Origin of the sequence: Psychrobacter sp. TWR1-1-1 (assembly GCF_049895865.1) — a bacterium.
GTDB lineage: Bacteria > Pseudomonadota > Gammaproteobacteria > Pseudomonadales > Moraxellaceae > Psychrobacter > Psychrobacter immobilis_A.
The window spans coordinates 24,921-38,654 of record NZ_JAFCTE010000017.1; the positions used below are offsets into that span (position 1 = coordinate 24,921).

12 protein-coding genes are annotated in these 13,734 nt (G+C 44.3%); 7 read left to right on the forward strand and 5 right to left on the reverse strand.

What is annotated here, in order from left to right; genetic code table 11:
* Positions 1 to 24: 24 nt before the first annotated feature.
* Entirely contained in the window at positions 25 to 2,010 is a 1,986-nt protein-coding gene (gene mrdA / locus ACP69U_RS12380; RefSeq protein WP_314884869.1) for a penicillin-binding protein 2, read from the reverse strand.
* Between the two features lie 478 nt (positions 2,011 to 2,488).
* Between mrdA and ACP69U_RS12385 the strand changes: the two genes are divergently transcribed.
* The 6 genes from ACP69U_RS12385 (at position 2,489) to adk (ending at position 9,481) form a co-directional block, all read left to right on the forward strand.
* Positions 2,489 to 3,823: a hypothetical protein gene (locus ACP69U_RS12385; protein WP_087815527.1), complete on the forward strand. Its 1,335-nt coding sequence runs from the start codon at positions 2,489 to 2,491 to the stop codon at positions 3,821 to 3,823.
* Between the two features lie 252 nt (positions 3,824 to 4,075).
* Complete coding sequence (locus tag ACP69U_RS12390; RefSeq protein ID WP_314884867.1) at positions 4,076 to 6,106, forward strand: heme lyase CcmF/NrfE family subunit; 2,031 nt, start codon at positions 4,076 to 4,078, stop codon at positions 6,104 to 6,106.
* A gap of 1 nt (position 6,107) precedes the next feature.
* On the forward strand, positions 6,108 to 6,767 hold the full coding sequence (locus tag ACP69U_RS12395; RefSeq protein ID WP_314884865.1) for a DsbE family thiol:disulfide interchange protein: 660 nt from the start codon (positions 6,108 to 6,110) through the stop codon (positions 6,765 to 6,767).
* Entirely contained in the window at positions 6,764 to 7,327 is a 564-nt protein-coding gene (locus ACP69U_RS12400; protein WP_426138662.1) for a cytochrome c-type biogenesis protein, read from the forward strand. Before ACP69U_RS12395 ends, ACP69U_RS12400 begins: the two co-directional genes overlap by 4 nt.
* Positions 7,324 to 8,604: a c-type cytochrome biogenesis protein CcmI gene (ccmI, locus tag ACP69U_RS12405; RefSeq protein ID WP_426138663.1), complete on the forward strand. Its 1,281-nt coding sequence runs from the start codon at positions 7,324 to 7,326 to the stop codon at positions 8,602 to 8,604. The genes ACP69U_RS12400 and ccmI overlap by 4 nt, the downstream gene beginning before the upstream one ends.
* Positions 8,605 to 8,824: 220 nt before the next feature.
* Positions 8,825 to 9,481: an adenylate kinase gene (adk, locus tag ACP69U_RS12410; RefSeq protein WP_193008323.1), complete on the forward strand. Its 657-nt coding sequence runs from the start codon at positions 8,825 to 8,827 to the stop codon at positions 9,479 to 9,481.
* A 241-nt stretch (positions 9,482 to 9,722) separates the two neighbouring features.
* Here the strand turns inward: adk and secB are convergent, their stop codons facing one another.
* The 4 genes from secB to rsgA form a co-directional block, all read right to left on the reverse strand.
* Positions 9,723 to 10,178, reverse strand: a complete 456-nt coding sequence (gene secB, locus ACP69U_RS12415) for a protein-export chaperone SecB (RefSeq protein WP_425314283.1) — start codon at positions 10,176 to 10,178, stop codon at positions 9,723 to 9,725.
* Between the two features lie 165 nt (positions 10,179 to 10,343).
* Entirely contained in the window at positions 10,344 to 10,607 is a 264-nt protein-coding gene (gene grxC, locus ACP69U_RS12420) for a glutaredoxin 3 (RefSeq protein WP_045446994.1), read from the reverse strand.
* A gap of 318 nt (positions 10,608 to 10,925) precedes the next feature.
* Positions 10,926 to 11,381: a rhodanese-like domain-containing protein gene (locus ACP69U_RS12425; protein WP_045446990.1), complete on the reverse strand. Its 456-nt coding sequence runs from the start codon at positions 11,379 to 11,381 to the stop codon at positions 10,926 to 10,928.
* A gap of 189 nt (positions 11,382 to 11,570) precedes the next feature.
* Entirely contained in the window at positions 11,571 to 12,674 is a 1,104-nt protein-coding gene (gene rsgA / locus ACP69U_RS12430) for a ribosome small subunit-dependent GTPase A (protein ID WP_314884859.1), read from the reverse strand.
* Positions 12,675 to 12,894: 220 nt separating this feature from the next.
* Here rsgA and orn point away from each other — a divergent pair, with 220 nt between their 5' ends.
* A complete protein-coding gene (gene orn, locus ACP69U_RS12435) occupies positions 12,895 to 13,482 on the forward strand; it encodes an oligoribonuclease (protein ID WP_045446983.1) in 588 nt (195 codons plus the stop codon).
* Positions 13,483 to 13,734: the final 252 nt, after the last annotated feature.

Genomic DNA, 13,734 nt, shown 5'->3' on the forward strand with positions numbered 1-13,734 from the left:
TACCGTATCTCGTTTAGCGTATTTTTACTCAGAGGTCGTAGTGGCCGTAGCTGCTTCCGCCTCTGCCTTTTCTTCTAGCGCTTTTTCTTCTTTTTCACGCTGGGCATCACGCATCAATTTTTCAAAAGCTTTTTGGCGTTTGATGACTTTTAGTTGATCAGCCGTTGGTGGCAAGATAGGGTCGTTTTTGCGCTGTAATATCCAGTAGTCAAATAGTGCGCGACCTATCGGTGCAGCGACTTTACTACCGCCACCGCCATTTTCGACCAATACGGCAAGCGCAATCTCAGGATTTTCTACGGGTGCAAAACCATTGAACCAAGCATGATCCCAGTGACGTTTGTCTATGGCAGATTTATCATAACGTTTGCCTTGCGCAATGGACTTGACTTGCGCAGTACCTGTTTTGCCCGCAATACGATAGCGCGGCGTATAAATCCCACGTCCAGTCCCCCTTTTGACTGTATCTTCCATCGCATCATGCATACGTAACCAGTCAGAGGGTTTGCCATTGTAGTCAATTTTACCATCTGGTTTAGTGATTACGTTAACTTGTGCTGCACCATCGCTACTTTTTAGTAGATGCGGAGTAATGTGATAGCCTTTATTCGCTGTCATGGCGGTTGCATTGGCAATCTGTAATGGTGTGGCTAAGAAATAACCCTGCCCGATACTGACTGAGATGGTTTCACCCGGCAACCAGCCTTTATCATAGGTATCTTTTTTCCATTTTGGTGACGGCATAATTCCTGATTTTTCATTAGGCAAATCAATACCTGTTGGTTCACCAAATCCAAAACGTGCCATCCAATCATGTAGGCGCTGGATGCCCATCTCATAGGCCAATTTATAATAATAGGTATCCACCGACATCATAATTGATTTTTTAAGATCTACTGACCCGTGACCACCGCGCTTCCAGTCACGGAATCGATGTGAGTCTCCCGGTAAGCTAAAATAACCGGGATCATAGATAGTGGTTTCCCAATTACGCAGCCCATAATGAATGCCGCCTAAGCCTTCAAAAGGCTTAATAGTGGAGGCAGGAGGATACATCCCTTGTAGCGCACGATTATAGAGCGGCTGATCCAGATCTTCACGCAGATTGCCATAATCCTTAAAGGAGATGCCTGAGATAAAAGGGTTGGGGTCATAGCTTGGATTACTGACAAACGCCAATACATCGCCATTTTTTGGATCGATTGCCACGATAGCGCCGCGACGACCGTCTAGCTGCTGCTGGGCGACTTGCTGTAAGCCATAATCTAAGCTCAGCGTAATGTCATTACCAGCTACGGGTGGTTTAGTGTCTAATTGACGCAAAATATTGCCAAGAGCATCGGTTTCTACCGACTGATAACCCGGTTGCCCTAGCAATATATCCTCGTAATAATCTTCGATACCGATTTTACCGATAAGGTCAGTGCCAGCGTAGCGATCTTTGTCAATGCGTTTGGTTTCTTTATCATTGATACGCCCAACATAGCCGATGACGTGTGCAAATAGCTCGTCATAAGGGTATGAACGTGTCAGCTTGCTTTGAATGGTCACACCGCGAAAAAAGGGTTTGCGCTCACTAAACTGCGCCAATTGGGCATCGGTTAAGTCAATTTTGATGGTCACAGGATCGTTTTTGCTTTTACTCAGTCGCGCTAAAATATCGGTAATATTCTCATCTGTTAGCTCAAAGATAGGCGCAAGCAAATTTAGCGTACGCTCTGGATTTTCAACTTCATCAGGGCTTAACATGGCCGTAAATACGGGCTGGTTGTCTGCCAATATGATCCCATTGCGATCATAAATATAGCCGCGGCTGGGCGGTGCAGAGATCAGTTTAATACGGTTATTGTCTGCTTGCGTCGTATACTTATCGTGCGCATAGACTTGTAGGTAACCATAACGCACGATCAAGCCGCTCAATCCAATAAATATCAGAATTCCAAGGATAATAATACGGCTGGTGAAAACACGATTGACCTGTTCAGTATTGGGGGTTAGCGGTTTATTCATAGAAAGTAATAGCCCAAACGGTCAGTGAGTCAATAAAAGAGAGTAAAAGGGCAGGGTCGTTCACCAAAGTGCGGCGAGCATAAAGGATAATAATAAGAATTTCAATTACATGGACTGATATGAGTTGAAATAATAATCCCTCAATCTATATACAGCGATGTGCGGTCATACAATCACAAATTATAACAGAACAAATGAGCCGCCGCAGTACACCGCCATTTATTTTGTGGTCGTTATTATCTAAAGCGCCTGTAGATGATATTAATATTGTTACTATCGAAAGTAATAGTAAAACGTGTCATCCCTAGTCACAACTTACCTAGGCTCGACGTGTGCTAATGAATGGCAAGTATGCTAAAATCAGGCGATTTATTTGATAATAATTATCATGGGCAGAGCGGCTTTTTGTTAAGCGTTCTAATTTGCTAATCCTTTTTAATTAGCGACGACAATTAACCTGTCAGGGGCAAGATAAGTCATGGATGCAACTTCATTGTGGCAGACAATAGCTGAACACCCAGAGTTTTTTGCCATGCTGACTATTCCGCCTGTGACCGCATTTGTCACATGGATACACGTGTGGATGGCGCTTAAAATGCTGTTCTATCCGATTAAGTTTCGGGGTATTCGTATTCCAAACTTCCCGTTTTTTGGGTTGCCGGGTATTGGCTGGCAAGGCATCGTCCCACGAAAGGCTGGCAAGATATCAGGCGTTATCGTGGATCAAACGCTGTCAAAGCTTGGCTCGCTTGATGAGTTTTTTCAGGCGATGGAGCCTGAGCAGATGGCGGTATTCATCACGGATACCGTGGACAAAAACCTTGAAGCATTGATTGATGAAATTATGCTGGACCATTCGCCAGCGCTGTGGGGTAATCTGCCTTATGCGTTGAAGCGCCGTGTCTACGCTCAAGCGCATCAAGAGCTGCCCAATATCATGCAGTCTTTGGTGACTGACTTGACCCATAACGTCGAAGACTTGGTTGATATGCGCAAAATGATTGTTAACACGATGGAAAGTGATCGTCGTTTAATGGTCAATATGTTTTTGAAGGTTGGTCAAAAAGAGATCGATTTTATTTGGCATATCAGTGCTTTGATTGGTTTGGTCTTCGGTATTATCCAAATGTTTATATTTTTGGTGGTGCCGCAGCATTGGACAGTGCCGTTTTTTGCCGCGATTTGGGGCTTTCTTACCAATTGGATTGCTATTTGGATGGTGTTTAATCCTGTAGAGCCGCGATTTATTCCTTATGTGAAGTTTTTTGCCGTCCAGAGTCGCTTTCCATTTATTAGACCGCAATTACCACATATCGCCCAGTATCGTTTGCAAGGCGGTTTTATGAAACGCCAAGAGGAAGTTTCTGAGGTTTTTGCTGAAATTGTCGTAAAAGATTTGGTGACGCTTGAAAACATCATGAATGAGATGATGTATGGTGACCGTGCTGCGCAAACGCGTGAGTTGATGAAGTCGCATTTATATAAAGTGCTAGAGTCGCCAGTGATTAGTACGACACTGCGTCTAGGCTTGGGTCGCCGCGAATATGGACAGCTAAAAAACACCATCATTGATAAGTCAATTGTTGCGACAATGGTGCCATTGCGAGATCCTGAGCTCAATGAAAGCCGTGCCAGTAAAATATTTGGGCTGTTTCGTGACCGTATTCGCGCGCTGACGCCAGATGAGTTTCAGAACTTATTACGTCCCGCTTTTCGTGAAGATGAGATGACCTTAATCGTGTTGGGTGGTTTAACAGGGTTTTTAGCAGGCTGGTTGCATCTGGTCTTAGTGTTTTTTCCTGCGATTCAGTAATGACGCATTTTTTATGTCTTTATACACATCGCATACAGAGTGGATACAGAAACGTGACAAGTTGACGCTAATGTACCTTGCTGTAAGCGCCCTCAGCTGCAATGGCTAATGGCGCTTTTATAATAAATAATACTAATAAAGACCAGCAGTATAAATACTCGTAGTAACGATTACTGGATACTTTCGAATATCCTAAAAAACCAATCCCTAAAATAAACAATGACCGTATTAAGGTAAACAAGGTTAGACCGTATGTTAATCACAGAATTGGGTTATTTTGCCTTGCTAGCCGCCTTTATATTGGCGATTTTGCAGGTGGTATTACCAACCGTCGGTATCATGCGTGACCACGTTGCGTGGCAGCGTTTGGCACCAAGTCTGGCGTGGGCACAATTTGCTGCCATGTTCACATCATTTGCCGCGCTGATGGCAGGCTTTTATTACAATGACTTCAGCCTCGTCTATGTCACTCAGCATTCTAATACGCTGTTGCCTTGGTATTATAAGCTGTCGGCAACTTGGGGTGGTCACGAGGGTTCATTGCTGCTTTGGATGACCATCATGGCTACTTGGTGTGCACTGGTCTCTTACTTTAGCCGTGGCTTGCCACTGTCTATGCGTGCGCGAGTGTTGGTAATTTTGGCTGGCGTGCAGATGATGATGCTAGCGATGCTGATTTTTACCTCGTCGCCATTTGATCGTACATTGCCAAACTTGCCTGTTGATGGTGCGGATCTAAATCCTGTGCTACAAGATTTCGGTTTGATTATTCACCCACCGATGCTGTATATGGGCTATGTGGGTTTGGTCGTGCCGTTTGCCTTTTGTATGGCGGCATTGTGGGAAGGTCGTTTAGATGCAGTGTGGACACGCTGGTCGCGTCCGTGGGCATTGGCGGCTTGGGGTTTTTTGACCGTTGGTATCGCGCTTGGCTCATGGTGGGCCTATTATGAGCTTGGCTGGGGTGGTTGGTGGTTCTGGGATCCAGTAGAGAACGCTTCATTGATGCCATGGCTGGCTGGTACAGCGCTGCTACATTCGCTTGCCGTCACAGAAAAACGTGGTGTCTTTAAAGCATGGACGATTATGCTGGCGATTTTTGCTTTCGCACTCAGTCTATTGGGCACCTTTCTCGTGCGTTCTGGCGTTATTACCTCGGTGCATTCGTTTGCCGCTGACCCAACGCGTGGTCTGGTCATTCTAGTTATTCTCGGTGTGATCATCGGCGGTGGCTTGTTGATGTTTGCGGTACGTGGTTGGCGTTTAACGGTCGAAAGTCAATATCAACTGATCTCACGCGAGTCATTTTTAGTCATTAACAACGTTATTATTTTGATTTCGACTTTGGTCGTACTACTCGGCACGCTCTATCCTATCATTGCTGACTCCTTTAATTTAGGTCAGGTGTCTGTCGGCCCTCCTTACTTTAATGCGCTATTTGTACCGCTAACGTGGCTGATATTAGTGGCAATGGGTATGGGCTCGAACATTCGCTGGAAAAAAGACAGCCGTCCGCTATTGGGCGCTGGTATGGTCATTGCCGCCAGTAGTTTAGTGCTTGCGGCAGTTATCACGTATTTTGTGAGCCCGTCTGCGATGCTTAATATTGGCGTTACCTTGGCGGTCAGTTTTTGGGTACTGCTATGGATGGTGGTTGATTTCAAAGACAAAACCAAAAACGCACCCAATTTTGTTAAAGGGTTACGCCAGTTACGTCTGAGCTATTGGGGTCAACAGACCGCTCATATCGGTGTCATTATTGCCGTCATCGGCGTCGCATTTACCAGTACGTTAAGTATTGAACGTGATGTCGCGCTTGGACCAAACGATAGCGTTCATGTCCAAGGCTATGACTTTACCGTTAAAGGCTTTCGTGAAGTCAAAGGCAGTAACTTTGATGCCACCCAAGCTGAGGTTGAAATCAGCAAAGATGGCCGTGCTGTGACTACGCTGTATCCTGAAAAACGTAATTACATCATTAGTATGATGCCAGTCACAGAAGCCGCGATTGATGCTAGCCTCATGCGTGATGTTTATGTAGCACTGGGCGAACCTATCGCCGAAGATAGCAACGAATGGGCAGTACGTATTTATGTGAAACCGCTTATCCGCTGGATATGGCTAGGCGCTCTGATTATGGCTTTTGGTGCAGTATTGAGTATTCTTGATCATCGCTATCGTATTAAGAAAACCAAGACACCTGCACAAATTGCGGCGAATAAAGCAGGCTTTACCACCGTCGCCGATTTGGATGCGTCAGCATTAAAGACAGGGGATAATTAATATGAGCACATCAAAGCAATCCCCTGATCAAAATGCAAAGCAAGAAAAGGTAGGTGGCACGAAAACCATGAATAAAAAGCAACTTAAGCTATGGTTTTTGATTCCACTGATCGTTTTCATTGGCTTAATCATCATGCTATATCTGCGTTTGGGTAAGCCGACGGATATCGTTACCAATACGGCACTTGAGCGCCCAGTGCCCGCTTTTGAGCTGCCTTTATTATCAGATACCAGTCGTATCATGACCAATGAGAATCTGCCTGATAAGCCCTTTTTGATGAATATCTGGGGCTCTTGGTGCCCAACTTGTATTATTGAGCATCCTTTTCTTATGCAACTAGAGGAGCGTGGTGTCAATCTAGTCGGGGTCAACTATAAAGATGACATTGGTGATGCTCTAGGCTACTTAAACCGAGGTGGCGATCCGTTCTCGATGTCTATTCAGGATTTATCTGGTCAGTTTGCTTTGGACTTAGGTTTGACGGGTGCGCCTGAGACTTTCGTAGTCGATGGTAATGGTATTATTCGCCAGCACATCATTGGTGAGATCAATGAAAGCAACTGGCAAAGCCGTATTACGCCTTGCTTGATGGTGCTCAATGAAGCCAATAATAACAACGTCAGTCCAGATCCGACTCAGGTTGCGGAGGCGTGTAAATGATAGCCAATAAAATAACAGCCGTTACGTTAAAAGTCGCGAGCTTATTAATAGCTTGTCTAATAAGTATGGCGAGCTATGCTGCTATTGAGGTCTATGACTTTGATTCTGTGCAGCAAGAAGCCCAATATCGTGGTCTCATCGAAGAGCTGCGTTGCCCAAAATGTCAAAACCAAAATCTTGCAGGATCGGATGCGCCTATTGCTCAAGATCTAAAGCAAAAAACCTATGATTTGATAAAAGATGGTCGTAGTGATGGCGAGATTCGTGCTTATATGCAGGAACGTTATGGCGATTTCATCACTTATAAGCCGCCTGTCCGTCCATCAACGTGGATTTTGTGGTTTTTTCCGCCACTATTACTCATCAGTTTACTCATAGGCTGGTTCTGGCAAAGCAAACGACGTCAGCTTGTCGCTAGTGGTGAAAGCGGGGTAACGGTCAATAGTACGGCTGCTGCTCTATCTGCGGCCGAAAAAGCCGAGATTGATCGTCTGTTATCACGTGCTTCGAGCGATGAAAAAAACGACCATGATATTACAAGCCTCAAGGACAAAAAATGACCATATTCTCTACTGTGGGCTTATTTATTGCTCTAAGCTTACTCATCGCCCTAATACTCGCTGTTATTACTATCATGCCTTGGCTGCGAGCATCACGCTCGCCAGAAAAGCCTATGGACAATCAGCTTTTGGATATCAACGTTGCTGTGTTCCGTGAGCGTCTAGCAGAACTAAAAACAGATAAAGACAATGGCACTATCGATGACAGCCATTACCAGAACCAAAAACTGGAGCTTGAACGCCAGTTATTGGATGCTCAGCGTGAAGTCACACCGATGGTCGCGCCTGGCATCAAAAGCCGATTGATTATTACTGTCTGGGTGCCTGTCTTGGCAGCGATGGCGTATTTGATGGTCGGCGATCGTACGCCTGTGTTCGAGCTTTGGGCAGCTGAAGACAAAGTGGGTCAAGTGGCTGATGACTTATTAACGGGTAAGATTGATCAGCCGCCTGCTTGGGCGATTGAAGATGGTCAACAGCTGATTAGTGCCATGCAAACCAATGTCTATCGTCATGCTGATGATCCAGATCGCTGGATGCGTTTATCAGAATTATTCTTATCATTAGAAGCCACTGACTCCGCAATTGAAGCCTTGTCGCGTGCTTATCGTTTGTCACCAGACAATGAAGAGATTGCAACCACCTATGCACAGATTAGCTTCTTTGCCAATAAAGGCCAATTAGACGCTAATAGTCGCCGAGTGCTACAAGACGTGTTGGCTAAAAATCCAGAGCATGAGGGCGCGCAAATGCTCATGGCAATGGGTGAGGCACGGAGTAGTAATTTTGATCAAGCACAAGGCTGGATTAAGCGTCTACGTGACAGTATTGCGGCTAAACCTGGTGATCATACCAAAGCATTGGCGAGTCTAGATGAGCTAAGTGCTAATGTCACCGCTCAGCAACAGCAAGCCTCTGAAGGTGTTGAAGTGACTGTTACGATTAATGCTAGCCTGCTGCCGTTAGTCAAAGCCGACGATATGTTGTTTGTCGCCATACGTGATGTCAATGGTGGCCCACCATTTGCTGCCAAACGTTTGCCTATCAGTGTCATCAAGCAAGGTGAAGCCAGCATTAGCCTAAGCGATTTGGATGCCATGATGCCTGAACGTACTTTGAAATCGGCTCGAGCGGATAAAGTTCAGTTGGCTGTCATCGCTCGTATCAGCCATAGTGGTACTGCCAGTGCAGAGTCAGGGGATTTGTCAGGTAATCCAGTGGTGATTAGTGCGGAACAAAATCAGGTCAATGTTGAAATTAATCAACAAATTCCATAGTATTTATATCTGTTGCTGTCAGCACCTATGACGTAAGCGCTGTTGTCCGATACAGCAGCGCGCAACAGCATTATATGAACAGATAAGTCATGACAACTTATCACTGCAAATAATGAAAATACTTGAGCTTTGCCAAGCCACAAGGTAAGGTAGCTTGGCAAACAACCAATCCCTGAGTTTTATTAGTCCCAAAATCCTATCTATTAAGGAGAATCGTGTAATGATGCGTATTATTTTGCTAGGTCCACCAGGCGCCGGTAAAGGTACCCAAGCCCAGTTTATTTCTAAAGAATATGATATCCCGCAGATCTCAACTGGCGATATGCTGCGTGCAGCAATCAAAGAAGGCAGCGAGCTTGGCAAAAAAGCCAAAGACATCATGAATGCTGGTGGTTTGGTTTCTGATGACCTCATTATTAACCTAGTGAAAGAACGTATCGCTAAGCCTGATTGTGCCAATGGTTGTATTTTGGATGGTTTTCCGCGTACGATTCCACAGGCTCAAGCACTTGCAGATGCTGACGTTGCTATCGATCATGTAATCGAAATTAGCGTGCCAGATGACGAGATTGTCAAGCGCTTATCTGGTCGTCGCCAACATCCTGGTTCAGGTCGCGTTTATCACGTTGATCACAATCCACCCAAGGTCGATGGTATCGACGATGTGACAGGTGAAGCGCTAATCCAGCGTGAAGATGATAAAGAATCTACCATTCGTGATCGTCTAGCGACTTATCATGAGCAAACATCAGCGCTTGTTGGTTTTTATCAAGACAAGGCCAAAGAAGGTGCCGATGCCCCTAATTATGATAAGTTTGATGGCACGCAAGGCATCGATGAGGTTAAGCAACAAATTTTATCAGCGTTAAAAGGTTGATCATCGATTTTGAATAATTGATGATGAGATTGAAGACCCTGTTTGTTAGCAGGGTTTTTTTATGTCTGATGGTTTTAACTGTCTGTCTCACAATATTACTCAGTAGAACTCTCATTGCTCAACGATTCTTTTGAGTAAGCGCTTAAACAGCATCCACAAAAAAGCCGCTCACTCGTGATGAGTAAACGGCTTTTTTATCAAAATATACTGTGAATAAAGCTAGCAAATTTTTGCTTAAAACTTATGCATTACCTTCAGCATCAACTTGTGCTTGTTGCTGGCTTTGTGCGTAAGCTTGGTCAAAGTTGACAGGGGCTAGCAATAACTGCGGGAAGCTACCACGCGTTACGATGTCGCTGATGACTTCACGAGCATACGGGAACAAAACGTTCGGGCAGTATGCACCTAAGATTTGACCGATTTGGTCTTCTGGAATATCTTTTAATAAGAAGATACCCGCTTGATGCACTTCAGCGATAAATGCCGCTTCTTCCGCATTTTTTGCTGTAACGCTCACCGTTAAAATGACTTGATAATGATCATCATCCAGTTTTTCAGCGTTGCTAGACAAATTGATATCAAGCTCTGGGTTCCACTCTTTGGTGAACACACTAGCGCCTGGGACTTCAAGTGACATGTCTTTTACGTAGATACGCTCTAGCGCTAATTGTGGTTGTGCTTGTTCTTCAGCCATGATAAATCCTCTAAAAGTTATTCAAATAGTTGGACAAACTGTCATTTTAATAAAAGTTCATTGTAATGTAAATCGAGACAAAATCTGGATGTTTTTATTACTCTCTTTTATCTTTGCCGCTGTCTATCATTGCACAGGCAAAGACAGACAGCAACGAAAAGTAGCAGATTAACCTGCTAATAGCTCGTCAAGTTTGCCTTGTTGGTTCATTTGATTGAGCTCATCAAAACCACCGACAAAGGTCTCACCGACGAAAATTTGCGGCACAGTGCGATAGTTATTGGTTTTTTTCATTAATTCTTGACGCTCTTCGCGGCTCATATCGTGCATGCCAATTTCTTCGTAGTCAACGCCTTTAGTTTTTAAGAGTTGTTTGGCGTTTGAGCAATATGGGCAGATAGGCGTCGTATAAACTTTAACAGCGACAGTCATGGTAAATCCTTATTTATAAGTTTAGAAGGTAATCGTTTTATTATAAAAAGTATTATAAATAATTATTTGATAAAAATTCTTATAATCCGTTACCAGCAAGTAAATTGAAGATAGATTAGGTAATGCTCGTTATTAAAGTGGGGATGAGCAGAGCAAATTCAAGATGTTTGAGTATAAAAGCGCTGACGGTAGCATAAATGCCACAAACAAAAAAACACCTATCGATAAGGTGTCTTTTTTATTTGTGAATATTCAACGCGCCTCAATCATATACCAATTGATACGGGCTAAATATTTTTTAAACAGCAGTATAGCGGACTACTTATGTAGACTTGGTTTGGCTTTGCCTTTATTTTTAGGCTTTGCGTCTTTTAAACCAACCAATGGCATGCCCGCTGCTTGCCAGCCGCCGATACCACCTTCTAAGCGATAGACACTGTCCTTGCCGATCATCTGAATCGCCGCGCCTGCTTGCACACCCATATCACAAATGATAATCACTGGCTGCTCAATTGCACGGATTTCTTCTAAGCGGTCTTTAAGCTCAGTGAACGGTATGTTACGGCTGCCTTGGATGTAACCGGTCTCAAACTTCTTTTTGGCACGAATATCGATTAGCTGCGCGTTTTGCGAGTTAACCATCATACCTAAGGTATTGGGCGATATTTTTCTGCCACTACGTTTGTTTTCAATCGTAAAAAATAGCACGGCAAGTACGGCTAATATACCAAATAAAAACGGGTGGTTGCCCACAAATTCCAGCGCACGATCCAAACCATACCTCCAAAAAAATAAGTGTTCGGTTAAGCTGAGAAGACAGCCTAACGATACTGAACAAGGCGCTATTATACCGATTAGACCATCCATAGTAAACGGGCGATGGTCAACCAAGCGATTAACGAGCTATAAGGCAGCGATTACGATTAATAAGGCGGATACTAAGCCCTATTAATACTGCCCGTATTAATAGGGCTTAGTATCGGCTTCTTCTCTTAGGGTAACGAGGTTTTCTACACGGCGCTGTAATACCACGCCGTCAGCAACTGCCTTCCATAATGCGCAGCCTTTACTGTTGTGAGTATGACGACAATCACGGAACTGACAGTTGCCAGATAACGGTGCAAGTTCCACAAATCCTGAAATGATATCATCGGGTGTGAGATGCCAAATGCCGTACTCGCGGATACCTGGCGTATCGACGATACCGCCTTGGGTCAAGTCGGCTGGATTAAATGGTAATAAGCGACTGGTGGTAGTGGTGTGTTGACCAAGTTTTGAGTTATCAGAGATGATATTGACGCTTTGTGCCGATTCAGGTAGTAGGGCATTAATCAAACTGCTTTTACCGACACCAGATTGCCCAGCAAAAATAACCAGTTTTTTATCGATATAACGTTTTAATTCATCTAGCCCTTCTTGCTCATCGCTATCCGCGACGTTTTCAGGGCAGTCGACTGAGGTCAAGACGCTCTCATAACCGAGAGAAGCATATTGTGCCAATAATTCTTTGGTATCGACGCCGTTTTCTTCTGCCAATAAATCGGCTTTATTAAGCACCAACAGCGGCTTTACGCCAGCATGATGACAGACGACCAAATAACGATCGATGAGGGTTGGCGCGGCAGCAGGTAGCGGCGCAAACACAATCGCCAAAATATCGACATTGGCGGCGACAGGTTTAAGTTTATGATAACGATCAGGACGCGAGACCAGAGAGGTACGCGGCTTAACCGATTCAATACGTCCAAAGCCAGTATTAGGGTCAGCACTCCAGCGTACTTGGTCACCAGCGGCTAGCATCGGTAAATTGGTACGCACATGACAACGCCAAATATCGCCTAATGCCAGCTCTTGCCAAAACGGTTCAGGATCATCGGGTGCAATCTCCGGCTGCACAGGTATCACCGCAGGCAAGCTGGTCACTTGTACTTCCAACTGCTTGCCATAATGCGCCATGACCACGCCATCCATCAAACTGTCATCGATGCTGTCTTGACTTGCCAGCTGTTGTTTGTCGATGCGACGAATCTGTTGCTTAGTCAGTTTGCGTTGCCGAATTAATGCCATGGGTTTTGAACCTATTAAAAAAATATTGCTAAGTGTAGCGTGAAAGTTTGATAACATACAGCCTAAAGCGCCTGCTGCAGACAGAGATTTTGTAACGTTTTAAGGGTTATAAATCAGTAGATGCAACGTTTTGCTACTTAGCGATGAACATTGACAGGCGATTTATTTAATTAATATTGCTCCAAAGTTGTTCTAAACTTTATTGACCATAGGATATTTTATGAGTACCGGTGACCACCCCAACAAGATTAAAATCAGAAACCAAGGCAAAAAAGGGCTGGTATGGATTGACCTAGAAATGACCGGACTGGATACCTTGAATGACGAGATTATCGAGATTGCTACCGTTGTCACTGATGAAGATTTGAATGTCCTTGCCGAAGGGCCAGTGTTCGCTATAAAAGTATCGGATCAAACGTTGAATAAAATGGATGATTGGAATACCAAGCAGCATGGTCAGTCAGGATTGGTCGACCGTGTCCGCCGTAGTACCGTGACATTGGCAGAGGCCGAAGCTGAGACGATTAAGTTTCTCAATAAATGGGTCGATAGTGGTAAGTCGCCAATGTGCGGCAATTCCATCTGTCAAGATCGCCGCTTTATGGCGCGTCAAATGCCGGAATTAGAAAAATTCTTCCATTATCGCAATCTGGATGTCTCGTCAATTAAAGAGCTTTGCTTCCGCTGGCGTCCTGATATTCTCAGAAACTTTGAAAAAGGTGGCAGTCACCTAGCGTTAGATGACATCCGTGATTCTATTCGTGAATTAAAGCATTATCGTCAGCATTTCTTTAAATTAATACCGTAAAGTAAGAGTTGAGCGATCAATAGTTTGACACTTAGATGCGCGTCAATCATGCAGTGTCATTTATATAAAAAAGGTCTGTTGATAATTCAACAGACCTTTTTTATTGTTCAGAGGCGCTCAAAAAAAATGACATTAAATAGACCTCTTGCAAAAGTCATAAACCAAGCTCGAAATTCACAACAGCGGCGAATAGCTTCATTCTAAGATCATAGCGCTGACGACGGTTGCGATATTTATGAGCAACAATTTTGA

What these genes read in the sequence shown, in the direction of transcription:
- mrdA (WP_314884869.1), bottom strand. Translation starts at nt 2,010, where the DNA reads ATGAATAAACCGCTAACCCCCAATACTGAACAGGTCAATCGTGTTTTC.
- ACP69U_RS12385 (WP_087815527.1), top strand. Translation starts at nt 2,489, where the DNA reads ATGGATGCAACTTCATTGTGGCAGACAATAGCTGAACACCCAGAGTTT.
- ACP69U_RS12390 (WP_314884867.1), top strand. Translation starts at nt 4,076, where the DNA reads ATGTTAATCACAGAATTGGGTTATTTTGCCTTGCTAGCCGCCTTTATA.
- ACP69U_RS12395 (WP_314884865.1), top strand. Translation starts at nt 6,108, where the DNA reads ATGAGCACATCAAAGCAATCCCCTGATCAAAATGCAAAGCAAGAAAAG.
- ACP69U_RS12400 (WP_426138662.1), top strand. Translation starts at nt 6,764, where the DNA reads ATGATAGCCAATAAAATAACAGCCGTTACGTTAAAAGTCGCGAGCTTA.
- ccmI (WP_426138663.1), top strand. Translation starts at nt 7,324, where the DNA reads ATGACCATATTCTCTACTGTGGGCTTATTTATTGCTCTAAGCTTACTC.
- adk (WP_193008323.1), top strand. Translation starts at nt 8,825, where the DNA reads ATGATGCGTATTATTTTGCTAGGTCCACCAGGCGCCGGTAAAGGTACC.
- grxC (WP_045446994.1), bottom strand. Translation starts at nt 10,607, where the DNA reads ATGACTGTCGCTGTTAAAGTTTATACGACGCCTATCTGCCCATATTGC.
- rsgA (WP_314884859.1), bottom strand. Translation starts at nt 12,674, where the DNA reads ATGGCATTAATTCGGCAACGCAAACTGACTAAGCAACAGATTCGTCGC.
- orn (WP_045446983.1), top strand. Translation starts at nt 12,895, where the DNA reads ATGAGTACCGGTGACCACCCCAACAAGATTAAAATCAGAAACCAAGGC.